Annotated in this window: 25 protein-coding genes, 4 tRNA genes and 1 pseudogene; 20 read left to right on the top strand and 10 right to left on the bottom strand. The window is 58.7% G+C overall.

The window, feature by feature from the left end:
• Nucleotides 1–166: 166 nt before the first annotated feature.
• Nucleotides 167–1,072, bottom strand: coding sequence for a DMT family transporter (locus ACA051_RS19550; protein ID WP_497371492.1), 906 nt, complete (start codon nucleotides 1,070–1,072; stop codon nucleotides 167–169).
• Nucleotides 1,073–1,168: 96 nt separating this feature from the next.
• Here ACA051_RS19550 and ACA051_RS19545 point away from each other — a divergent pair, with 96 nt between their 5' ends.
• Entirely contained in the window at nucleotides 1,169–2,032 is an 864-nt protein-coding gene (locus ACA051_RS19545; protein ID WP_131061944.1) for a LysR substrate-binding domain-containing protein, read from the top strand.
• 33 nt (nucleotides 2,033–2,065) lie between these two features.
• Here the strand turns inward: ACA051_RS19545 and trhP are convergent, their stop codons facing one another.
• On the bottom strand, nucleotides 2,066–3,388 hold the full coding sequence (gene trhP / locus ACA051_RS19540; protein ID WP_497304026.1) for a prephenate-dependent tRNA uridine(34) hydroxylase TrhP: 1,323 nt from the start codon (nucleotides 3,386–3,388) through the stop codon (nucleotides 2,066–2,068).
• 171 nt (nucleotides 3,389–3,559) lie between these two features.
• On the opposite strand from trhP, the gene ACA051_RS19535 reads away from it, so the two are divergent.
• Entirely contained in the window at nucleotides 3,560–4,621 is a 1,062-nt protein-coding gene (locus ACA051_RS19535) for an AI-2E family transporter (RefSeq protein ID WP_497371490.1), read from the top strand.
• Here ACA051_RS19535 and ACA051_RS19530 read toward each other — a convergent pair.
• The 3 genes from ACA051_RS19530 to ACA051_RS19520 form a co-directional block, all read right to left on the bottom strand.
• Complete coding sequence (locus ACA051_RS19530; protein WP_497304022.1) at nucleotides 4,618–4,800, bottom strand: hypothetical protein; 183 nt, start codon at nucleotides 4,798–4,800, stop codon at nucleotides 4,618–4,620. The genes ACA051_RS19535 and ACA051_RS19530 overlap by 4 nt on opposite strands.
• A gap of 100 nt (nucleotides 4,801–4,900) precedes the next feature.
• Nucleotides 4,901–5,095: a hypothetical protein gene (locus ACA051_RS19525; RefSeq protein WP_003179723.1), complete on the bottom strand. Its 195-nt coding sequence runs from the start codon at nucleotides 5,093–5,095 to the stop codon at nucleotides 4,901–4,903.
• A 235-nt stretch (nucleotides 5,096–5,330) separates the two neighbouring features.
• Nucleotides 5,331–5,696, bottom strand: coding sequence for a hypothetical protein (locus ACA051_RS19520; RefSeq protein WP_497304020.1), 366 nt, complete (start codon nucleotides 5,694–5,696; stop codon nucleotides 5,331–5,333).
• A gap of 245 nt (nucleotides 5,697–5,941) precedes the next feature.
• Here ACA051_RS19520 and ACA051_RS19515 point away from each other — a divergent pair, with 245 nt between their 5' ends.
• Together ACA051_RS19515 and ACA051_RS19510 are read left to right on the top strand one after the other, a co-directional pair.
• Nucleotides 5,942–6,760, top strand: a complete 819-nt coding sequence (locus ACA051_RS19515; protein WP_497371488.1) for a shikimate 5-dehydrogenase — start codon at nucleotides 5,942–5,944, stop codon at nucleotides 6,758–6,760.
• A 242-nt stretch (nucleotides 6,761–7,002) separates the two neighbouring features.
• Complete coding sequence (locus tag ACA051_RS19510) at nucleotides 7,003–7,521, top strand: cupin domain-containing protein (protein ID WP_497371486.1); 519 nt, start codon at nucleotides 7,003–7,005, stop codon at nucleotides 7,519–7,521.
• Nucleotides 7,522–7,636: 115 nt separating this feature from the next.
• Here ACA051_RS19510 and ACA051_RS19505 read toward each other — a convergent pair whose 3' ends face one another.
• On the bottom strand, nucleotides 7,637–8,284 hold the full coding sequence (locus tag ACA051_RS19505; protein ID WP_497371484.1) for a YceH family protein: 648 nt from the start codon (nucleotides 8,282–8,284) through the stop codon (nucleotides 7,637–7,639).
• A 185-nt stretch (nucleotides 8,285–8,469) separates the two neighbouring features.
• Between ACA051_RS19505 and ACA051_RS19500 the strand changes: the two genes are divergently transcribed.
• The 6 genes from ACA051_RS19500 to ACA051_RS19475 are packed head-to-tail and all read left to right on the top strand — an operon-like array spanning nucleotide 8,470 to nucleotide 12,706.
• Entirely contained in the window at nucleotides 8,470–8,598 is a 129-nt protein-coding gene (locus ACA051_RS19500; RefSeq protein WP_497371482.1) for a hypothetical protein, read from the top strand.
• Nucleotides 8,595–9,572: an NAD-dependent epimerase gene (locus ACA051_RS19495; protein WP_497371480.1), complete on the top strand. Its 978-nt coding sequence runs from the start codon at nucleotides 8,595–8,597 to the stop codon at nucleotides 9,570–9,572. Before ACA051_RS19500 ends, ACA051_RS19495 begins: the two co-directional genes overlap by 4 nt.
• Nucleotides 9,573–9,617: 45 nt before the next feature.
• Nucleotides 9,618–10,358, top strand: coding sequence for a glycosyltransferase family 2 protein (locus ACA051_RS19490; RefSeq protein ID WP_497371478.1), 741 nt, complete (start codon nucleotides 9,618–9,620; stop codon nucleotides 10,356–10,358).
• Nucleotides 10,355–10,633 carry a lipid-A-disaccharide synthase N-terminal domain-containing protein gene (locus ACA051_RS19485; RefSeq protein ID WP_497304006.1) on the top strand — a complete coding sequence of 93 codons (279 nt, stop codon included), beginning with the start codon at nucleotides 10,355–10,357 and terminating at the stop codon, nucleotides 10,631–10,633. The genes ACA051_RS19490 and ACA051_RS19485 overlap by 4 nt, the downstream gene beginning before the upstream one ends.
• Before the next feature lie 3 nt (nucleotides 10,634–10,636).
• Entirely contained in the window at nucleotides 10,637–12,157 is a 1,521-nt protein-coding gene (locus ACA051_RS19480) for an ArnT family glycosyltransferase (protein WP_497371476.1), read from the top strand.
• A 39-nt stretch (nucleotides 12,158–12,196) separates the two neighbouring features.
• Nucleotides 12,197–12,706 (top strand): DUF1993 domain-containing protein, encoded by a 510-nt coding sequence (locus ACA051_RS19475; RefSeq protein ID WP_461975026.1) that lies wholly within the window; start codon nucleotides 12,197–12,199, stop codon nucleotides 12,704–12,706.
• A 181-nt stretch (nucleotides 12,707–12,887) separates the two neighbouring features.
• On the opposite strand, the gene sstT is transcribed toward ACA051_RS19475, so the two are convergent.
• Complete coding sequence (gene sstT, locus ACA051_RS19470) at nucleotides 12,888–14,120, bottom strand: serine/threonine transporter SstT (protein ID WP_497304003.1); 1,233 nt, start codon at nucleotides 14,118–14,120, stop codon at nucleotides 12,888–12,890.
• Nucleotides 14,121–14,399: 279 nt separating this feature from the next.
• On the opposite strand from sstT, the gene ACA051_RS19465 reads away from it, so the two are divergent.
• Nucleotides 14,400–15,554: an MFS transporter gene (locus ACA051_RS19465; protein ID WP_497304001.1), complete on the top strand. Its 1,155-nt coding sequence runs from the start codon at nucleotides 14,400–14,402 to the stop codon at nucleotides 15,552–15,554.
• 3 nt (nucleotides 15,555–15,557) lie between these two features.
• Here the strand turns inward: ACA051_RS19465 and nhaR are convergent, their stop codons facing one another.
• Nucleotides 15,558–16,457: a transcriptional activator NhaR gene (gene nhaR, locus ACA051_RS19460; protein WP_010458685.1), complete on the bottom strand. Its 900-nt coding sequence runs from the start codon at nucleotides 16,455–16,457 to the stop codon at nucleotides 15,558–15,560.
• 255 nt (nucleotides 16,458–16,712) lie between these two features.
• Here nhaR and ACA051_RS19455 point away from each other — a divergent pair, with 255 nt between their 5' ends.
• The 5 genes and pseudogenes from ACA051_RS19455 (at nucleotide 16,713) to ACA051_RS19435 (ending at nucleotide 19,404) form a co-directional block, all read left to right on the top strand.
• A complete protein-coding gene (locus tag ACA051_RS19455; protein ID WP_497303999.1) occupies nucleotides 16,713–16,955 on the top strand; it encodes a hypothetical protein in 243 nt (80 codons plus the stop codon).
• A gap of 27 nt (nucleotides 16,956–16,982) precedes the next feature.
• On the top strand, nucleotides 16,983–17,732 hold the full coding sequence (locus tag ACA051_RS19450) for a TerC family protein (protein WP_010458689.1): 750 nt from the start codon (nucleotides 16,983–16,985) through the stop codon (nucleotides 17,730–17,732).
• A gap of 411 nt (nucleotides 17,733–18,143) precedes the next feature.
• A pseudogene (locus ACA051_RS19445) lies at nucleotides 18,144–18,871 on the top strand (cysteine peptidase family C39 domain-containing protein).
• A gap of 93 nt (nucleotides 18,872–18,964) precedes the next feature.
• A complete protein-coding gene (locus ACA051_RS19440) occupies nucleotides 18,965–19,171 on the top strand; it encodes a DUF6021 family protein (protein WP_497303998.1) in 207 nt (68 codons plus the stop codon).
• A gap of 17 nt (nucleotides 19,172–19,188) precedes the next feature.
• The gene (locus ACA051_RS19435) at nucleotides 19,189–19,404 is read left to right on the top strand and encodes a hypothetical protein (protein ID WP_403104733.1); all 216 of its coding nucleotides are present in this window, start codon (nucleotides 19,189–19,191) and stop codon (nucleotides 19,402–19,404) included.
• A gap of 54 nt (nucleotides 19,405–19,458) precedes the next feature.
• Here ACA051_RS19435 and pbpG read toward each other — a convergent pair whose 3' ends face one another.
• A complete protein-coding gene (pbpG, locus tag ACA051_RS19430) occupies nucleotides 19,459–20,397 on the bottom strand; it encodes a D-alanyl-D-alanine endopeptidase (RefSeq protein WP_497303997.1) in 939 nt (312 codons plus the stop codon).
• 236 nt (nucleotides 20,398–20,633) lie between these two features.
• Entirely contained in the window at nucleotides 20,634–21,488 is an 855-nt protein-coding gene (gene folD, locus ACA051_RS19425; RefSeq protein WP_403104728.1) for a bifunctional methylenetetrahydrofolate dehydrogenase/methenyltetrahydrofolate cyclohydrolase FolD, read from the bottom strand.
• Nucleotides 21,489–21,763: 275 nt separating this feature from the next.
• Between folD and ACA051_RS19420 the strand changes: the two genes are divergently transcribed.
• The 4 genes from ACA051_RS19420 (at nucleotide 21,764) to ACA051_RS19405 (ending at nucleotide 22,243) form a co-directional block, all read left to right on the top strand.
• A tRNA-Arg gene (locus ACA051_RS19420) sits at nucleotides 21,764–21,840 on the top strand.
• 32 nt (nucleotides 21,841–21,872) lie between these two features.
• Nucleotides 21,873–21,948 (top strand) — tRNA-His (locus ACA051_RS19415).
• A gap of 56 nt (nucleotides 21,949–22,004) precedes the next feature.
• Nucleotides 22,005–22,089, top strand: a tRNA-Leu gene (locus ACA051_RS19410).
• A 78-nt stretch (nucleotides 22,090–22,167) separates the two neighbouring features.
• Nucleotides 22,168–22,243 (top strand) — tRNA-His (locus ACA051_RS19405).
• Nucleotides 22,244–22,360: the final 117 nt, after the last annotated feature.

Raw genomic sequence — 22,360 nt, 5'->3', positions numbered from 1 at the left:
GTGGGGCGGGAGTCACGGGTGGCGGGCTGGCACAACCGGACAATATCCCTAGCACACAGGCAGCAGCGAAACGGTTCATAAGCATTTCCAGGCGATGGCGTCACGTTCATGTGAACAGAGGACGTCGGCATCGCAAGGCAATTCTTTAATCGCACATGGCGTGCAGTCATGGCCGGGCGGGCTGCGCCGCGATGACCGCAGGGCGGCGCTCCAGATTCAACGCCAGCACACTGATCAGCACCACCACCGCGCCGACCCCGACCATCAACGTCGGCTGTTCACCCAGGGCAAACACCGCAATGGCCATGGCGGTCGGCGGTATCAGATACAGCGTCATGGCTGCCCGACTCAAATCGATGTGGGCCAGCACAAACGCCCAGGCCAGGTAGGCGAGGGCGCTGGGGAACACGCCCAAGGCAACCACGGCCATTTGCACTTGCATCGGCGCGCTGGCGACCTTGCCGGCCAACCCCGGCAGATAAATCAGCAACAGCGCCGTCCCCGACCAGACCGTGTAACAGACTAGCGTCAAGCCGTCGTAGCGCCCGGAATGATGCTTCTGCAACGCGAAGTAAAAACTCCACGACACCGCCGCCAACAAGATCAGCAACCCGTGCGCATCAATGCTGCCCAGTCCTCGATCACCGGCCACCACAATCACCACGCCCATCAATCCCAACAGGACACACCCCCAGCGCCAGACGCTGACCCGGTCCTTGAACACAAAACGCGCCAGCAACGTGCTGAACAACGGCGTCGATTGCGCCAACACACTGGAAGCGCCTGCGCTGACACTTTGCTGGCCGATGTTCAGGGCGACGTGGTGCAGGCTCACGGCAAAGAATCCAAGGACGAACAGCAGCGGCAGATCACTAAGCTTCGGCAAACTGATGCCTTTGAACGCGGCGACGACGGCCATGAACACCGACGCGATCAGAAAGCGCAGGAGCGCCAGGTGACCGGGGTCATAGGCCTGCAATCCGATGTGGATGCCGGTCGGTGAGTAACCCCAGCAGGCGACGACAAACGCCATGGCCAGGAGAATTTTGAGGGCGTGCGCGGAGGGCTTCATGATCGATTACCGGTGGGCTTATGCACCGAGTATCGGAAGGCTAACCGTTCGCCACAACTGACTTATACTGCATCAACTGTTCACTTTGGGTGATGTATGGAGTTGGCGCAGATTCGCATGTTCAAGACCGTTGCCGAGGTTGGCAGCATCGCCCGGGCGGCGGAGCTGTTGCATTGCGTGCCGTCGAACATCACGGCACGCATCAAGTCGCTGGAAGCGGAGTTGGGTGTGGCGCTGTTTCTACGCGAGGGCCGAGGCTTGCGCATCAGCCCGGCGGGCCAGACGTTTCTGTCATACGCCTCGAAGATTCTGGCGCTGACTGTTGAAGCCAAACGCGCCGTGGACCCTTCGGCCGAACCGTCCGGCCCGCTGCGAATCGGCGCCATCGAGTCCTCGGCCACCGGTCGTCTGCCGCGTCTGCTGGCCAAGTTTCACAAGCGCTATCCCGGCGTCGCGCTGGAGTTGACCACAGGCACCTGGAGCCAGTTGCTCGATGACACGCTCAATCATCGGCTCGACGGCGCGATCGTCGCGGTGGATGTCGAGCGCTCGCAGCTCAAGCGCACGCCGATGTACCGCGAAGAGCTGCTGCTGATTGCCTCGACATCCCTGGGGCCGGTACGCGATATCGCGGATTTGCAGGACAAGACGGTGTTTATGTGGCCGCAAGGTTGTCCTTACCGGGCAGCGCTGGAGCATTGGTTGTTACGGCAAGGGCAGGCGCTGCCGATTGTCAGCCTGGCCAGTTATGGGGCAATTGTCGGGTGTGTCAGTGCCGGGGCCGGGGTCGCATTGGTGCCCAAAGGGGTGTTTGACCAATACGCCAAAGGGGCAGGGTGCGCGGGGTTTGAGTTCCCTGAGCTGACGGCTATCGACAACCTGTTTTACTGGCATGAAAACGCCGGGGTTCACCCGGCGCGGGAAGCGTTTGTGGCGATGTTGCGTGAGGAGTTTGCGTAGGCGCGGGCGCAGACTGCGATCTTTGGTACGGATCTACAGGCTGACATCCCGCATCAACAACCCGAACCGCAAATCCACCGCATCCGGAATCGGCACATACACCGTATGCCCATCCCCTGGCGCCACTTCGATCGCTTCACCTTTGATGTTCTGCAACTGATGAAGATCGAAGTGGAAATTACCCTGGGGCGTCATCAGTTCCATGTGATCGCCCAGGCTAAAACGGTTCTTTACCTTCACTTGCGCCAGGCGATCACGACGCTCACCGGTCAACTCGCCAACAAACTGCTGGCGCTCTGAAACCGAGCTGCCGTGCTGATAGTTCTGGTATTCGTCATGCACATGCCGACGCAGGAAACCTTCCGTGTAGCCGCGCTGGGCCAGGGACTCCAGATCCGTCATCAAGCCGCGATCAAATTCGCGACCGGCCACGGCATCATCAATCGCGCGGCGATAGACCTGCGTGGTGCGTGCGCAATAGAAGTGCGATTTGGTCCGGCCTTCGATCTTCAGCGAGTGCACGCCCATCTGTGTCAGTCGCCCGACATGCTGCACGGCGCGCAGGTCCTTGGCATTCATGATGTAGGTGCCGTGCTCGTCCTCGAAGGCCGGCATCAATTCGTCCGGGCGATTGGCTTCCTGCAACAGAAATACCTGATCGGTCGGCGCGCCGATGCCCAGGGTCGGCTCGGGTTGGAACTGCTGGACGATTTCACCGAGCTGATTTTCCGTGGCCTGAGTCGCCGAGTATTTCCAGCGACAGGCGTTGGTGCAGCTGCCCTGATTGGCGTCGCGCTTGTTCATGTAACCCGATAACAGGCAGCGGCCGGAATAGGCCATGCACAGCGCGCCGTGGACAAACACCTCCAGCTCCATCGCCGGGACTTGCTGGCGGATTTCAGCGATTTCTTCCAGCGACAGTTCCCGAGAAAGGATGATCCGGCTCAAACCCTGTTGCTGCCAGAACTCGACACTGGCCCAGTTCACCGTGTTGGCCTGCACCGACAGGTGGATCGGCATCTGCGGGAAGTGCCGGCGCACCAACATGATCAGGCCTGGATCGGACATGATCAACGCGTCCGGCGCCATCGCAATTACGGGGGCCAGGTCGTTGAGGAAGGTCTTGAGCTTGGCGTTGTGCGGCGCGATGTTCACCACCACATAGAAGCGTTTGCCTTGGCCCTGCGCCTCGCCAATGCCAAGCGCGAGGTTGGCGTGGTCAAATTCGTTGTTGCGCACCCGCAGGCTGTACCGCGGCTGGCCGGCGTAGACCGCATCGGCACCATAGGCGAAGGCGTATCGCATGTTTTTCAAGGTGCCGGCAGGGGCGAGCAGTTCTGGAGCAAGGAGCGTCATGGCAGTGTCGATCGTAAAAGTCCGCGAGGGTAATCGCCTTGCACGCGGGGTTCATTGATCTGGATCTATGCTTGATGAATAAACGGATGGCACTCGCGCGAACCGTGGCGGACTAAGCATCAGCAACGCTCTACAAAGAGCATGGTTCCTGCGCACTGACATGGATCGGACATGAACGAAGAGACGGTACACAACAAATCGCTGGTGATCTTGCTCGGGGTGGTCACCACCGCATTTATCTGGATTTTGCTGCCGTTCTACGGCGCGGTGTTCTGGGCAGTGATCCTCGGGATTCTGTTCGCGCCGTTGCAACGCCGGATACAACTGAAGTTCGGCTGGCCGCGCAACCTGACGACGCTGCTCACCCTGAGTGTCAGCCTGGTGATTGCGATCCTTCCAGTGATCATCCTCAGTATCTTGTTGGTCCAGGAAGGGGCCGCGCTGTACACGAGCATCGAAAGCGGCGAACTGGACATCGCGGGGTACGTGACGCATTTCAAACACAGCCTGCCGCCGTACTTCCAGCAATTGCTGGATCGGGCCGGGCTTGGCGAGCTGGATGGGCTACGGGAGAAAATCATCAAGAGTGCGGTGACTGGCAATGAGTTTGTCGCCACGCAAGTCTTCAGTTTTGGTCAGGGCACGTTCGATTTTGTGGTGGGCTTTTTCATCATGCTCTACCTGCTATTTTTCTTCCTGCGGGACGGCGCTGAATTGGCTCGTAAAGTTCGCTCGGCAGTGCCGCTTCAGGAGGGCCAGAAGCGCCGCTTGCAGCTCAAGTTCAACCGCGTGGTTCGGGCGACCGTAAAGGGCAACCTTCTGGTGGCGATTACACAGGGCGCACTGGGCGGTTTGATTTTCGGGTTTCTGGAGGTTCCGAGCGCGTTGCTCTGGGCGGTATTGATGGCGTTTCTATCGCTGTTGCCAGCGGTGGGGGCGGGAATCGTCTGGGCGCCGGTTGCAGCGTTCTTCCTGTTCACGGGGGCGATCTGGCAGGGCGTAGTGCTGCTGTTGTTCGGGATTTTTGTGATCGGTCTGGTGGATAACGTGCTGCGACCAATCCTGGTGGGCAAGGACACGAAGATGCCGGACTATCTGATCCTCATCTCGACCCTGGGTGGCCTGGCGATTTTCGGCCTCAATGGCTTTGTCATCGGGCCGCTGATCGCGGCGCTGTTCATGTCGAGCTGGGCCATATTCATCGAAACCAAACCAAGGGTTCAGCTGCCTTAAGCGCTGAAATGCCCCTGCCCGATTTTTTGCGAAAGTGCCTTGGCGGCCGGCAGCGAAGTGAGCGGTCCGCTGATCGGTTCGCCGTCCTGCACCAGATACCAACAGGCGAGCAGTCCTAGCTCTCTGAGCGGTGCGGGAACGGCGCTGCCGATTACGGACATGATTTGAACCTGGGACATAAATACCTCCATCAATCGATGGAGCTACCTTACGGACCTGCCACTCGAACGGACAATCAACACTTTCGATAGTCGTCATTGACACCAGTGAGGGTTGGGCTCAGTCGACCACCAGATCAAGCATATGGACCACTTCCTGCTCGTTGAGCAGGCCTTTGCGCACCAGGTTTTCTGCCAGCAGCGAAAGAAACTTGGCGCTGCGATGGCCTTCCAGATGCTTGAGTTCGGTCAAAGCGTTGTACACCTTGCTGGAGGTGCACAAGCCGACAATGCGGTGCGGGTTTTGCGTGGGCATGAGGTCGTCCTTGTTTTTATCAACCTGTTGTTTACGGACAGATCCAAGCTTGCGGACCTGGCGTGACATAAATATGACCGTTTTGCCCAAGAAGGGGGAAGGGCGGTCGAGTCAATCTTGCCAACTTGAGCCGGCGACACTGTCCCGACAGCGACCTTGATGCGATTTTTCCAGACCTTTGCCGACGAACGGTCAAAAAAAAGCCCCACTGATAAGGCAGGGCCTGTTGAATCTGTTACCAGCGGCCATAACCGTGGGGAGGGCCGTAGTAACCGCGCGGTGGACCGTAATAACCACGTGGCGGGCCGTAGTAAACCGGCGGTGGCCCGTAGTAGACCGGTTGCTGCACGTAGACCGGTGCAGGCTGGTAATAAACCGGTGGCGGTTGTTGCACATAAACCGGCTGTGGCTGGGCGTAAACCGGTTGCTGCACATAGACCGGCCGGTTGCTGTTGATGATGGCCGAGCCGACGATTGCCGAACCAACGATCGCGCCAAATACCGCTGGACCCTGCCAACCGTGACCGCCGCCAGCCTCTGCCTGCCCTGTGATAGCAAGAGCACCGAGCAGCAAGGCAACTGTGGGGACTTTACGGATCATGATAATTCCTCGGTTCTTCGACCCGGCGCTTGCGTCTGCAATAGACCCAAGGATTGTCGCGGGGATACAGCTAAGACAGCGTTTTTTTGAAATTCAGCACAGCCGCTGGGTAAATTTTGTGTAAGGTCTGTACCGGCTTCTTTACGGGCCCGGCGAACCTGCCCAGGCACGCTGTAATGATCGATCAGAGCACGATGGAATGGCTAATCCCGTCCATCTGAAAGTGCTTATGAAGGAGATGTTTCATGCAGATGAACCCCAACCGAGACACCCAGCTGTGCATGTCGCTTTCCGGGCGTCCCGGCAACTTCGGCCTGCGGTTTCACAATCATCTGTATGAACAGTTGGGCCTGAATTTTTACTACAAGGCGTTCAGCAGTCAGGATCTTCCCGGTGCCGTTGGCGGCATTCGTGCACTGGGCATTCGTGGCTGCGGCGTGTCGATGCCGTTCAAGGAGGCCTGCATTGCGCTGGTCGATGAGCTGGACGCGTCGGCGACGGCTATTCAATCGATCAATACCATCGTCAACACCAACGGCCACCTCAAGGCCTACAACACCGATTACATCGCCATCGCCCAGTTGCTTGAAACCCATCAGGTGCCGAAGGAGTCGACCTTTGCCCTGCGCGGCAGCGGCGGCATGGCCAAAGCCGTGGCCAGTGCCTTGCGCGATGGCGGCTATAAAAACGGCCTGATCGTGGCCCGTAACGAACGTGCCGGGCGGGCGTTGGCTGAGTCTCTGGGTTATCAGTGGCAGGCGGAACTGGGCACTCAGCGTCCGCAGATGTTGATCAACGTCACGCCGATTGGCATGAGCGGCGGCCCTGAGGCCGATCAACTCGCATTCGACGCTGAAACCATCGCTGCTGCCGAGACTGTCTTCGATGTGGTGGCGATTCCCTCGGAAACACCGCTGATCGTGCGCGGGCGCGCCGAGGGCAAGCGCGTCATTACCGGGCTGGAAGTGATCGCGATCCAGGCGCTGGAACAGTTTGTCCTGTACACCGGCGTGCGGCCGACGGATGAGCAGTTCAAGAAAGCGGTGGAGTTTGCTCGGGGCTGAACCCTCCAATTCTCTGTTGACTGTACTGGCGCCATCGCGAGCAGGCTCGCTCCTACAGTGGATTGGCGTCGTACACGTATTTTGTGTCCGACAGAGACCCCTGTGGGAGTGAGCCTGCTCGCGATGGGCGCAACTCGGTCTCCGGGCTAGCCCATTCAGTTGCCGCAAATTACCCCGCCTATACTCCCCGCCAGCAAGCCAAGACTTGCCGTCCCAAAAAACAAACCGTGACCGAGGTTCCCATGCATCCCCCTATTCTCAATCTGAATCAGGTCGAACTCGAACCGTTGCCCGAAGCCCTGGCGCCCACCGGTGATACCGCCGGCCGCTACCAGCAAAGAATGGCCCGCGTCGGCCAGCAACTGGGTGCGCAAAAGCTCGGTTATCGGTTGTACGTGCTGGAACCAGGCATGCGTGGCAGCCCGTTTCACAGTCATCGGGTCAACGAGGAGATGTTTTACGTCGTGGCCGGGGAAGGGCAGGTTCGCCTCGGTGCCGAGCGTTTTCCGATCCGCGCCGGTGACGTGATCGCCTGCCCGCCGGGCGGTCCTGAAGCCGCGCACCAGATCATCAACAACAGCAAGGGCGAACTGCGCTACCTGGCGGTCAGCACCCAGCAATCGCCGGAGATTTGCGAGTACCCGGATTCCGGAAAATACGTGGTGATGGACGACTTCAAGGTCGACGCCGAAGGCAATGCCTCAGGCTTCGTCGCCATCGCCCGAGCGGGCGACGGCGTTGATTACTGGGATGGTGAGTAGCACTCCCTTTGTAGGAGCGAGGCTTGCCCGCGAAGGCGATTCCATATCCAACATTATCGTTGAATTGAAAATCTCTTTCGCAGGCAAGCCTCGCTCCTACAAATCACCGTGTTGGTTATTCGAGGCGGGCCAGGCGTTCTTCGAGTGCGGCAATCCGCGCTTCGAGCTCTTCGATCCGCTCTACGGATACACCGCTACCGGCACCGCGTTCGGCCGGGTTTTGCCGGGCGGCGAGGATGACTTCGATATCCGCCGGGTCCCCCAGCGCATGCATATAACGGTCTTCGCGCTGCCCGGCCTGACGGGGGATCAGTAGCGCCAGTCCGCGAGCAATCAACCGTTCCAGTTGATGCACCACCTGTTCGGCGTCTTCAAAATCATGCATGCGGCCGCTGCGGGTCAGCAGTTCATTGACCGTCTGCGGGCCTCGCAGAAACAGCAATCCCGCCAGAATCACCTGAGCCGGCACCAGTTCCAGCGCCTTGTCGACCTTATGCTCCCAGCGATCGGCACGGCTGCCCATCACCAGTTTGGTAAAGCCGCGACCTTCAAGGGCGCGCAGGCTCTGGCCGACCTGGCCTTGTGTCAGGTTCATCACCGGTTCGCGACTGGTTTTCTGGTTGCAAGCGATCACCAGTGCATTGAGGGTCAGCGGATAGGTTTCCGGGCTGGTGGCCTGCTTCTCGATCAGTGAGCCCAGAATGCGGATTTCCGTGCTGTTGAGGCGCGGCTCGTCGAAGGTCGTCTCTTGCTCAATGCTCATTGTTCTGCGTCCTTTCCCGGTTTCATATTCTTCTCCTGCCGGCATGCACTTTAAATCGGCGTGCGCCAATGGCAACTGAATTCGTCGCTCCAGCTATGAAATGGTCATAAAACCAACATCAAACCATAACGCTATTTTTACAATCTGGCGGGCACCGTGTGCATGGCTGCGGACCACTGTCGCACATGGCCGGCGCAACGCCATGGCGTATCGATGACGTCACCGGCCTTAACGATTTCACCCTGGAGCAAGGCATGAAGTTGACGTTGGTATCGACCCGCAATAATGCGCTCATCGGCGTGGCCCCGCTATGACCGTTCTAGTCACCGGCGCCGCAGGATTCATCGGCTTTCACACGGTCAAGCGCCTGTGTGAGCAAGGTATTGATGTGGTCGGCATCGATAATCTCAACGACTACTACAGCGTGGAACTCAAACACGCACGGCTCAAGGAGCTGAGCGCCTTGTCCGGTTTTCATTTCAAGGTGCTGGACATTGTCGACAAGCCAGCCTTGATAACCTTGTTCAAGGATCACGGTTTCACCGAGGTCATCCATCTGGCTGCCCAGGCCGGCGTTCGCTACTCGCTAGACAGCCCGGACGTATATGCGCAATCGAACCTGGTGGGTTTTCTGAATGTGCTGGAAGCCTGCCGACATTATCGCCCCAAGCATCTGATTTATGCGTCGAGCAGCTCGGTGTACGGCACCAACAGCAAAATGCCTTTTAGCGTTGAAGATGCCGTCGACCACCCGATTTCGCTGTATGCCGCCAGCAAACGCGCGAATGAGCTGATGGCCCACAGCTATTGCCACCTGTATGGACTCAAGGCCAGCGGCCTGCGGTTTTTTACCGTTTACGGACCTTGGGGGCGCCCCGACATGGCGCTGTTCAAATTCACCCACGCGATTCTCAACGACAAACCAGTCGACCTCTACAACCAGGGCCAGATGTCGCGCGACTTCACCTACATCGACGACATCGTTGAAAGCATTGCGCGCCTGCGCCCACGACCGCCGTTGCCGGACAGCACTGGCGAGGGTGCCAACCGGATTTACAACATCGGCCGCGGCATGCCGGTGGCGCTGCTGGATTTCGTCGGCTGCCTTGAGTCGACGTTAGGGATTCAGGCCCGGCGCAACTTTCTGCCGCTCCAGGCGGGCGACGTGGTCAAGACCTGGGCGGACGTGTCGGCATTGGCGCAGTGGGTCGATTTTCGTCCGCAAGTGACGGTTGAAACCGGCGTCGCGGAATTCGTGAAGTGGTATCGCCACTTTTATCAGAGATGAAATGTTGGCCCTCGATCATAAAAATCCAGGGTAATAGGGGCCTCTATGAACCAAGACATATTTGTATCCGTGCTGATCCCGGCAAAGAACGAAGCGAACAATCTCAAATCGCTGCTCGAAGAAATCCGTATCGCACTGGCCGGTGAGGCGTATGAAATCATCGTCGTGGACGACGGCAGTACTGACGCCACTTTGCAGGAACTGCGACACAGCAAATACAGTGGTTTGAGCACGTTGCGCATCCTGCGCCATGAGCGTTCGCTGGGGCAGAGCACTTCGCTCTACCATGCGGCGCTCGCTGCCCGGGGCCTATGGCTGGCCACGCTCGATGGCGACGGTCAAAACGACCCCGCGGATATTCCCGGCATGCTGGCGTTGGTGCGCAGTGAGCAGGGCATCGTCGACCTTCAATTGGTCGCCGGGCACCGGGTCAACCGCCGCGATAGCGCGAGCAAGCGCTGGGCCTCGCGGTTTGCCAATGGGCTGCGCAGCCGCATGCTCAAGGATCAGACACCCGACACGGGTTGCGGGTTGAAACTGATCCAGCGGGCCGCGTTTCTGCGCTTGCCGTACTTCGACCATATGCACCGCTTCATTCCTGCGCTGATCCAGCGCCACAACGGCCGCATGATCACCCACCCGGTCAATCATCGACCGCGCACGGCCGGGGTCTCCAAATACGGCAACATCGACCGCGCCCTGGTGGGAATTCTCGATCTGGTCGGCGTCTGGTGGCTGATCAAACGCACGCGACTGAACAGCCGTGCGCAGGAGATGGAAGGATGAACCTGTCCCGCGAGACCCTGTGGCTGGTGGTCGGATTCAGTGGCCAGATCGCCTTTACCGGACGCTTTGTCCTGCAGTGGCTGTACAGCGAATACAAAAAACGCAGCGTGATACCGGTGAGCTTCTGGTATCTGAGCATCGTCGGCAGTGCGCTGTTGTTCGCTTATGCCATTTACCGACAGGATCCGGTGTTCATCGCCGGTCAGGCGTTCGGCTCCATCGTTTACTTGCGCAACCTGCAATTGATTTCCCGCAGCAAAACCTTGAAGGACTGACCCGTGCGCCGAACCCTGTCACCCAGCGTTGAATGTCTGGGACTGATGTTGCTTGCTCTTTTACTGGTCGGCGCAGGACTCGGCCTGCGTCAGCCGCAGAATGTCGATGAGGAGCGATTCCTCGGCGTTGCGCTGGAGATGCTGCACAACGGTTCTTGGTTGATTCCGCACCGAGCCGCCGAAATTTACGGCGATAAACCACCGATTTTCATGTGGACGGTGGCGTTTTTCACCTGGATCACCGGGATGCCCGCCCTTGCCCTTTATATTCCGGGGCTTTTGTCTGCCACATCGGTCACGGCCATGCTCTACGACTTGGGCCGAAGGCTATGGAATCAGCGTACCGGTCGGACGGCAGCGCTCCTGTACCTGGCGACGTATCAGACGTACAGCATTTTGCGGACCGGTCAGATCGACAGCTTTCTGATTCTGTTTACCTCGCTTGGGCTGTACGGCCTGGTGCGTCATCTGCTACTTGGGCCGGCCTGGCGTTGGTTTTACGTTGGGTGCGCGGCCATGGGGATTGGTGTGATCACCAAAGGGGTCGGCTTCGTCCCGGCATTGATGTTGATTCCGTATGCCTACGCCGTGCGCAAAGGCTGGCCCGGTGTGGTGGCCATGCCGGGCGCGGCGCGCAAGTGGTGCCTGGGTTTTTTGGTGGTGCTTGGCGCCATCGCGATCTGGTTGCTGCCCCTGGCGGTGTCCATCGTATTCAATGGCGCCGCTGACGAAGTCGCCTATGCGCGGGAAATTCTTCTGCGTCAGACGGCGGCGCGCTATGCGGCAGCCTGGGATCATCGAGAACCGTTCTGGTATTTCTTCGTCAACGTCATCCCGCAATATTGGCTGCCGCTGGTGCTCGCGTTGCCATGGCTGGTGCCCGCCTGGCGCCGGCAACTGCGCAAGCGCGACGGACGAGTGCTGGTGTTGCTGGGGTGGGTCGTGCTGGTCGTGCTGTTTTTCTGCCTGAGCAGCGGCAAGCGCAAGCTGTACATCTATCCGGCGCTGCCGGGGCTGGTGCTGATCGCTGCGCCGCTGATTCCGTGGCTGTTCAAGCGCTGGTTCAGCCAGCGCCCGCGGGGGTGGCGGGTATTTCAGGTGGTGGCCGTGGCCTGGTTCACGCTGTGGTTCGCCCGCGGTTTTATCGAGCCGGTCAAGGACGGACCCAATCCTCACAAGGCACTGATGGTGCAAGCAGCGCACATGACCCAAGGCGCGGACCTGGTGTTGGTCAACTGGCGCGAGGGCCATTGGTTGTTTGCCCAACAGCCGATCGTTCATTTCGGAATGACCCGGTCCACGGTCGAGCAGGCGGCGCAATGGTTGCGCGAACACCGTCAGTCATACGCGTTGGTGCCGGATGAACTGCTCAGCCAATGCTTCAATCCCCAGGCTGCCCATGAACTGGGTCAGACCTCGCGTGCGCAGTGGTCAATCGTCGGAGCCGATGCCGATAACGGTCGTTGTCATCCTGGCCCGCCCGCCACTATCTATCGCTTCACCTGGGACCGCGCATCGCTATAATCGCCCCACGTTTCCCTCCTGTCACCACACGAGACTGTCATGACCATTTCCCTGTATGCCGCTTCCGTTCCTGTTTTCAAACAAATGCTCAACGCCCTGAGCGACGTTCTGAACAAGGCCGAAGCCCACGCCACCGCCAAGAACATTGACCCCAATGCATTCCTGCAAGCCCGCCTGTACCCGGACATGTTCCCGCTGGTGCGTCAGGTGCAGATCGCCGTTGATTTCGCCAAAGGCGTTTCCTCGCGTCTGGCCGAGATCGAAGTGCCGAAGTACGACGACACCGAAACCACCTTCGCTGAACTGCAAGCCTTGATCGCCAAGGTTCTGGCTTACATCGGCGAGATCAAGCCTGAGCAGATCGATGGCAAGGAAGGCATTGAGATCGTGACGCGTCCAGGCACCCCTAAAGAGAAGCGCTTCAGTGGCCAGGCTTACTTGCTGACCTACGGCCTGCCGCAGTTCTTCTTCCACGTCACCACCGCTTACGCACTGCTGCGTCACAACGGCGTGGAAGTGGGCAAGCGCGACTACATGGGCGCGTTCTAAACCGCCCGCGCACAAAAAAGCCCGCCAAGGTGCAAGCCTTGGCGGGCTTTTTGTTTGACTCTACGGATCAGGGGATATCGTGCTTGGCGGCTCACGCCAAACCTGTAGGAGCCAGGTTTGCCTGCGAAGGCGTCATTGAGATCGCCTTCGCCGGCAAGCCTGGCTCCTACAAGGGGCGGTGTTACGCCAGACGTTCTGCTTTCGCTTCTTCACCGAGGCACGCCGCGGCGGTGAACAGCACGTCCGTAGACGAGTTCAACGCAGTCTCTGCAGAATCCTGCAACACACCAATAATGAAACCCACCGCCACCACCTGCATGGCGATTTCACTCGGAATGCCGAACAGGCTGCACGCCAGAGGAATCAGCAATAACGAACCGCCGGCCACGCCCGAAGCGCCACACGCACAAATCGCCGCCACCACACTGAGCAGAATGGCCGTCGGAATGTCCACGGCGATGCCCAAGGTATGCACGGCCGCCAAGGTCAGCACGGTGATGGTGATCGCCGCGCCGGCCATATTAATGGTGGCGCCCAGCGGGATCGATACCGAATACGTGTCTTCATGCAGGCCCAGGCGCTTGCTCAATTCCAGGTTGACCGGAATGTTCGCCGCCGAACTGCGGGTGAAGAACGCGGTGATGCCGCTTTCCCGCAGGCAGGTCAGCACCAACGGATACGGGTTGCGACGCAGTTTCCAGAACACAATCACCGGGTTCATCACCAGCGCCACAAACAACATGCAGCCCAGCAGCACCGCCAGCAGATGCACATAGCCGATCAGTGCACCGAAGCCGGACGTGGCCAGGGTCGACGCGACGAGGCCGAAGATCCCCAGCGGTGCGAAACGAATCACCAGGCGCACGATCAGGGTCACGCCATTGGACAGGTCGCCGAGTACCTCGCGAGTTGTGTCACCGGCATGGCGAATCGCAATGCCCATGCCGATCGCCCAGGCCAGAATGCCGATGAAGTTGGCGTTCATCAGCGCACTGACCGGATTATCGACCACGCTCAGCAGCAGGCTTTGCAACACTTCGCTGATGCCGCCCGGCGCAGTCACGGCAACGTCATGGGTGGACAGCACCAGACTTGACGGAAACATCATGCTGGCAACAACCGCAACCACCGCCGCGGCAAACGTACCCAGCAGGTACAAAAACAGAATCGGACGGATGTGGGTTTCCTGGCCGTGCTTGTGGTTGGCGATCGAGGCCATGACCAGCACGAACACCAGAATCGGCGCGACGGCTTTCAGTGCCGAGACGAAGACCTTACCGATGAACGCTGTGGACTTCGCCGCGTCCGGCGCGATCAGCGCCAGGGCAATCCCGGCGATCAGGCCGATGATGATTTGCGAGACCAGGCTCAGGCTTTTCAAACGTTGCAATAGCGAGGGGGATGGAGCAGTCATAAAACGGCATCTCTGATTATTAGGTGCGGGGGTGTCGCGACATCAATGCCAGCGAATGGCCGATGAACTGGGTGTACGTATCGCAGGGCGCGGACTTTATCACAGCGTGGTCTTTATCCTTCAGACCTGTGACGATCTGCCGCCCGCGCGATCAACGAGATCGGCAGGTTCGTGCAACCCTGATCGGAAACACTCTGTTAAGATTGCGCATCCTCATTTTCAAGTCATGCCAGTGGGCCTTCGGGCTATCGCTGGTGTCGTCGTTTTCTGGAGTTCTGCATGCTGTTGCCCATCCTTCTGTTGTCGGCCGCCGGTTTCACGGTGCTGACCACGGAATTCATCATCGTCGGCCTGTTGCCGGCGATTGCCCGAGACCTGGACGTCAGCGTTCCCCAAGCGGGTTTGCTGGTGACCTTGTTCGCCTTTACCGTTGCTGCGTTCGGGCCGTTCCTGACCGCGTACTTCGCAAGGTTCGAGCGGCGCAAGCTGTTCATCTCGGTGCTGATTATGTTCGGCCTGGCCAACACCCTCGCGGCGTTTGCGCCGAACATCTGGGTGATGTCCATTGCCCGGCTGATCCCGGCGCTGGGGCTGCCGGTGTTCTGGGCGCTGGCCAGTGAAACCGCCGTGGACATTGTCGGGCCGGATTACGCCGGTCGGGCGATCGCCAAGATTGGTTTCGGCATTGTCTGCGCCACGGTGTTCGGCATTCCGGTGGGCACGCTGATTTCCGATGCGTTCGGCTGGCGCAGTGCCTTCGGCATTCTGGCGGTGATCGCGTTTGCCAAGGCGTTGCTGCTGTTTATCTACCTGCCGAAAACCAACCTGCATCAGCATCAGGTGAGCTTCCGGTCGCAGTTCAAGATTCTCCGTAGCCCGTTGATGCTGGGTCATGTGCTGCTGTCGATCCTGGTGTTCAGCGGCATGTTCACCGCTTACACCTACTTGGCGGATATCCTCGAACGCCTCGCCGGTTTCAACGGCACGGTGGTCGGCTGGTGCCTGATGGGATTCGGCGCGGTCGGTCTGATCGGCAACTCATTGGGCGGCCGCGCGGTGGATCGTCATCCGCTGATGGCTTCGATGATGTTCTGCGCGTTCATGATCGCGGGCATGGTGGCGTTGGTGCCGAACATTCATTCGCCACTGGGTCTGGCGGCGGCGATGGGGATCTGGGGCGTGACCCAGGCCGCGTTGTTCCTGGTCAGCCATGTGCGCTTGATGAAGGCTGCACCCGAGGCGCCGGCGTTTGCCGCGTCGCTGAACATCGCCGGGGCCAACCTCGGGATCGGCCTGGGTGCGATGGTTGGCGGACGCGTGATCGACAGCGTTGGCCTGGGTGGGCTGGGTTTTGCGGCCGCCGCGTTTATCCTGGTTTCGATTCTCCTGGCCATGGCGCTGATGACCATGAAACCTCGCGAAATCTGCGCCTGACCTTCACAGCTCGGTGAACAGCTCGCGTCGGGCACCTTCGGTAATCGCCACAATGCCGGGGTGCTTGACCTTGCGTTCCACTGAAATGGCGTAGAACGACTCCGTCACAGCGTCGGTCTGGCCAATCAACTCCACGCCGTATTGGCGTTTCACTTCGTCGGCAATCACGCTCGGTCCGATGAAAATCCCGCTGCCCGATTGACCGAAAGCCTGCATCAGCGCGCTGTCGTCGAACTCACCGACAATGCGCGGCTGGATCTGCTGCTCGGCAAACCAGCGCTGCAAGCGACTGCGTACCACCGTTTCCGGTCCGGGAATCAATAGCGGTGCGCCGTGCAGGCTGCGGGGAAAATCCTGGCCATACTGCGCCGCCAGCTCGGCGGTGGCGAAGAAGCTGATCCCGCATTCACCGAGTTTTTGGCTGTAACCCTTGATGTCCAGGTGCGAGGGCATCGGGCTGTCGGAGATCACCAGGTCCAGACGCTGGATCGCCAGGTCGGCGAGCAAACGTTCGAGTTTGTCTTCACGACAGGTGATGCGCAGCGGTTCGCTCAATTCCATGGTCGGCGCGATCAGGCGATAGACGATGGATTTGGGCACCACATCGGCGACGCCTACCCTAAACAGGATCTGCTGTTCGTTGGGCTGTGCCCGCAGCATCAACTCCAATTCGCCGCCCAGCTGAAACATCTGCTCGGCGTAGGGCAGGGTTTGACGCCCGGCCTCCGTCAGCTCAAGCTGCCGACCGACGCGTCGGAACAGCTCGATGCCATAGGTTTGTTCGAGCAGGGAAATCTGCCCGCTGATGGTCTGGGGCGTCAGGTTCAGTTGCTCGCAAGCGCGCACAATGCTGCCGGTTTTGGCCACCACCCAGAAGTAATGCAATTGCCGATAATTCAACATGCTGTCTATATCCCCTGGTACACATCCCCTGTACGAGCGAGGCTTGCCCGCGAAGAACGATGACGCGGTCTTCCTGAAGGACCGCGTCATCGTTCTTCGCGGGCAAGCCTCGCTCCTACAATTAATCCTGGATTCGTAAAAACCGAAGTATAACCGCTAAAAATACGAATTTTCCTGAAGTGTTTGCCTCCCTAGAATGCCTCGCTATCAACGGGCCATCGTTTCGGCCCGTTTTGTTCTATCGAGGAAAACATCATGAAGCTTAAAACCACGGCACTGCTGATTGCGTCTTTACTGGTATTGGCCGGTTGCGACCAGGCCGAGAAAAGCGCTCAGCAATTGATGGGCAAGGCCGCCGAAACCGCCAAACAGGCGATCGATGACACCCACAAAGCCGCCGAAGAGGCGATCAGTGATGCCACCGGCGGCCTGATCAGCAAGAAAGAATCATCGGGCGAAGACAAGCAGAAAACCGAATCTTCGTCCCAGGAAATCTAAACCGTTCAAACGAGTCAGGACTGACCCATGGAATACCTTTTAGAACTAGCTGCAAGCCCCACCGCCTGGGTCGCCCTGGCCACGTTGATCGTGATGGAGATCGTGCTCGGCATCGATAACCTGATCTTCATCTCGATCCTGACCAACAAGCTGCCCGAGCAGCATCGGCAGAAAGCACGCCGCATCGGTATCGGCATGGCGCTGATTCTGCGACTGGGCCTGCTGAGCACCATCGCCTTCATCGTCCAGTTGACTGAGCCGGTGATCGATATTCTCGGCCACGCGTTCTCCTGGAAGGACATGATCCTGATTGCCGGTGGCCTGTTCCTGTTGTGGAAGGCGACTACCGAGATCCATCACAGCATGGACCCGGCACCGGATGATCCGATGTCGGCGACCTCGACCGTGACCTTGGGCTTTGCTGCTGCGATCGGTCAGATCCTGATGCTGGACATGGTGTTCTCCATCGACAGCATCATCACCGCTGTCGGCATGACCGAGCATTTGCCGATCATGATTATCGCCGTGGTGGTGTCGGTGCTGGTGATGTTGCTGGCGGCTGACCCTCTGGCCAAGTTCATCAACGACAACCCGACCGTGGTGATGCTGGCGCTGGGCTTCCTGATCATGATCGGCATGACGCTGATCGCTGAAGGTTTCGGTGCTCATGTGCCTAAGGGCTACGTCTATGCGGCCATGGCCTTCTCGGCGACCATCGAGGGCTTGAACATGATGTCGCGTCGGGCCAAGCAGAAGAAAATAGCGGCTGAAGCTTAACCCGCAAGAACGAAACGGCCGCCTGCGCTCGAAAGAGCCCAGGCGGCCGTTTTTGTTTGCGAATCCGAAAGGATCAGTGCGCGGTTGCGTGACGTACCGGTGGTTTATCAGTGTTCGCCACAGGCGACGATTGAGCGGGGTGGTGATGGTGCCGACGGGTGATCCGCAAAACGCCCCACAGCATGGCGGCGGCCACGGCCAGCCAGCCGGAAATCAACATCACGATTGTCATTGTCAGGCTCATCAGTGCCTCCTCTTTGCCCTGCCTCGGGCGCACACTCTTCGCAAATGACAGTCTAGTCGCTGCTGTGTTTCAGGCTATTGACCAAAGGTCGGCTGTCATCAACCCGTTCGCTCTATCGAATGCGTTCAACTGTGGGTTAAGGCTATACCGGCGTCGCGTGGCGTCCTATGATCGACGGCCAAGCCGGGAGCGTGTTGCCTGGCGTCTGAACAAGAGAGTGATGATCGTGCGGGTATTTTCTCGAATTCGAACGGCGGCGCTGATTGTCGGCTGCGTTGCAGGTTTGGCAGGATGCGCGGGGAGTGTGGCACCGGAGATCAAGCGGCTGCCGGAACGTGTCGAACTCAGCGGCACGTTCTACCGTGGCCAGGACTATCAGAGCGGACCACAGGTACTGGCCAGCATGCTGGCACAGCAGGGCGTCGTGATTACGCCCGGGCTGCTTGAAAAACCCCTGCACTTGCCGGGCGCAGAAGCTCAGTTGCAGCAGAACATGCAAAACCTTGCTCGTGAGTACGGGATGGTGGTGTATCCCCTCGACAGCCATTTGCCGGCACTGTTGACCCAGGTTGCAGCCGGCTATCCGGTGATGGTGCGCTTCACTGAAGGCACGGCGCTCTGGGCTGAACCGCGTTACGCCATTCTCGCCGGTTACAATCGCCAGAAGCAGACGGTGTTGCTGCGCGCCGGCATGAATCGCCGGAATTTGATGAGCTTCAGTTCGTTTGATTCCTCTTTCAAGGATGCCGGCGGCTGGGCCGTATTGATTCAGAAGCCCAATCAGATACCTGCCAACGTCGATCAGCAGCGCTGGCTGAAGGCGGCGAGCGATCTTGGCCAGGCCGGTCAGGAACAGGCCGCTGCACGTGCGAAGAAGGCGCTGACCGCTCAGTAAGCTCCGTTCGTCATCTGCATGGCACCGCCGTGCATGCTTGGCCTCTGATGTGTAAGGCCCGGATTTCTCCGGGCCACATCCAGGGAGGCGCCCATGGCACATTCAAATACCCCCTCCGGCCCGCATTCGTCTGAGCATTCTTCGGGCAATGAGTTGGGTTTCGATCCCGATTCGCCGGACCTTGCCGATCCTCAGGTCGATCCCATCGGTCCTGCCAAGGCGCCCCGAGATATCAAGCCGGGCGAGGAGGGCAAGACTCCAGCGAAGCCTTACGACCCACTCGCTGATCTGAAACCCTAGCCTCTGGTGAGGTGCGTATGTCTACTGATTCTAGTTTCAACGACAAACGTCCGGACAGTGTCCCCACAACGCCCGAAGAGGGCATTGATCCGGTGATGGATCCGAATGATCCGCTAAGGGATCCTTTGGCGCGTCCGATGGTGGTGCCCACGGAGCATCCCCATGGCATGAAAGATCCAAGCGCTGGGGATGGCATTCCCGATGATGATCAAATGCCTTTGCCCAACGATTAATGCCAGACGAAAAAAGCCCCGAATAATCGGGGCTTTGTTTTTGCAGTCGCTGACTTACTTTGAAGCTTCGACAACACCGCTCTGACGGTGCTTGAGGTTCTTGTCCGACTTGTACTGCAAGGCTACCGACGGCACGTCTGCGCCTTTGCCGGTTTCCACCCAGCTGCGAATGCGGGTGGCATCGGCAAAATGCGTGTACTTGCCGAAGGCGTCGAGGATCACCAGCGCCACCTGGCGATTGCCCATGCTGGTCACCAATACCAGGCAGTGACCGGCTTCGTTGGTGAACCCGGTCTTGGTCAGCTTGATGTCCCAGTTCGGCTTGCGGACCAAATGATCGGTGTTGCGGAAACCCAGGCTGTAGTTGGGTTTGCGGAACGTGACGGTTTTTTCCTTGGTGGTGCTCAACTCGGTCAACAACGGGTATTTGTGGGCGGCGATCAGCAATTTACTCAGGTCACGGGCCGTGGAGACGTTTCGAGGGGAGAGGCCCGTCGGCTCGACGAAGTGGGTGCTGGTCATGCCCAATGCCTTGGCCTTGGCGTTCATCGCAGCAATGAATGCGACGTAGCCACCCGGATAGTGATGGGCCAGGCTCGCGGCGGCACGGTTTTCCGAGGACATCAAGGCGATCAACAGCATTTCCCTGCGCGGCAATTCGCTTTTGAGTTTCACCCGGGAAAACACGCCTTTCATTTCTGGCGTGTCGCTGATGTTGATATTGATGTACTCGTCCATGTTCTGCCTGGCTTCGACCACAACCAGACCGGTCATCAATTTGCTGACCGAGGCGATAGGGACAACGACATCGGGGTTGCTGGCATAAATGACTTTGTTGGTCTGCATATCCAGCAGCAAAGAGCTGCCGGAAGCGAGCTTGAGCTGTTTCGTGTCTCGGGGTGCCGCGGTGGTTTCAGCGGCATTGACCGTTGGCGTGATTAACGTCCCTGTAAATGCAAAAAATAGGCTCAGGATGGAAAGACGGATTTTCACGCTGGCAGACTCATAAGGTGTTGATAAGCCGTTATGTAACGGGCTATTTCGTAAAAGCGCGACATTCTGGAGTATGGCTGAATAACTGTCGATGGTTGTTCAGGGAGGGGGTGAAAGTCCTTGGAAGCGTGAAAAAAAAGTCATTTTCCGGCGGATGGTCGATCTTTTACTTCAGACAAAAAGAACCCCGCCATTGGCGGGGTTCTTTTGTTCATCGCTAATGTCGAAGCGGGCACTCAGCTGTGCAGTGTTTCTGCCGCGTACAGCGTGTTTTCCAGCAGGCAGGCACGCGTCATCGGGCCGACACCACCCGGTACCGGCGTGATCCAGCCGGCGCGGGGCAGGGCGGTTTCGTAGATCACGTCACCGACCAGTTTGCCGTCTTCCTGGCGATTGATGCCGACGTCGATCACGATCGCGCCTTCCTTGATCCACTCACCTTTGACCAGGCCCGGCTTGCCGGCGGCGACGACGACCAGGTCGGCACGGCCGACGTGGCCGGCCAGATCCTTGGTGAAGCGGTGGGTGACGGTCACGGTGCAACCGGCGAGCAGCAATTCCATCGCCATCGGGCGGCCAACAATGTTGGAGGCTCCGACGACCACGGCGTCCATCCCGTAAAGGTCGGCACCGGTGCTTTCCAGCAGGGTCATGATGCCTTTCGGGGTGCACGGACGCAGCAACGGGATGCGCTGGGCCAGGCGGCCGACGTTATAAGGGTGGAAACCGTCGACGTCTTTGTCTGGACGAATGCGCTCCAGCAATTTGGAGGCGTCCAGGTGTTCAGGTAAAGGAAGCTGAAGCAGAACGCCGTCAATTGCCGGGTCGTCGTTCAGGCGATCGATCAGATCGGTCAGTGCTTCTTGAGTGGTTTCGGAAGGCAGGTCGTAGGCTTGGGAAATGAAGCCGACCTCTTCACAGTCTTTACGCTTGTGCGAGACATAAACCTGAGAGGCAGGATCGCTGCCGACCAGGATCACCGCGAGGCCCGGTGTGCGCAGGCCTTGCTCGCGACGCTCGGTGACTCGTTTGGCGATCTGCTGGCGCAGGCTGGCGGCGATCGATTTGCCGTCGATTAGTTGTGCAGTCATTGCGCGTGATTAACCATCGAGAGGGGAAAAAAAGAGAACGCATTCTCGCATGTCATGAGGTGAGGGCAAAGGCGCTTGGTCAGCAAATTCCTCTAAGCCCTTTAATTAAATGAATTTTTTATAAAAAGGATTTGACGACCTTCGGGGCGCTCTATACTATTCGTCGCACTTGTCGGGCACAGCCTAACACTGGATGAGAAGGTCAAGCGGAATTACGGTTCTGCACGACTGGAAAGCTCTTAGTTTGTAGTCCTCCAAGAGTACAGATTAATAAGGCGCCCGTAGCTCAGCTGGATAGAGCATCCGCCTTCTAAGCGGATGGTCGCAGGTTCGAGTCCTGCCGGGTGCGCCATTAGGCAGCTTTGGCACAAGTAGCGCAATATGGTGGGCGTAGCTCAGTTGGTAGAGCACGGGATTGTGACTCCCGTTGTCGAGGGTTCGATCCCCTTCGTCCACCCCATATTTCGAAAGGCGCCAGATTAACAGTCTGGCGCCTTTGCTTTAACAGCTTCAAACGCGGATGTGGTGGAATTGGTAGACACACTGGATTTAGGTTCCAGCGCCGCAAGGTGTAAGAGTTCGAGTCTCTTCATCCGCACCAAATAAAGCTTCACTCAAGCCGGTTGGCCTGGTTGGGGCGCAGCGAGGGAGTTGATTGGCTTCTTTGCAAGGCAATATGGTGGGCGTAGCTCAGTTGGTAGAGCACGGGATTGTGACTCCCGTTGTCGAGGGTTCGATCCCCTTCGTCCACCCCATATTTCGAGAGGCGCCAGATTTAACAGTCTGGCGCCTTTTTTGTTTTAGCGATTCGAGTGTAAAGCGGCTGCATGTCCTGGGTCGCAGGGGTGGGGTGTTTCGTCGTATTTATGTTT

The sequence above is a fragment of the Pseudomonas sp. LBUM1669 genome (assembly GCF_059695705.1).
The sequence above is the reverse complement of the archived record's forward strand: the minus strand, read 5'-3'. Positions and strand labels throughout refer to the sequence as shown.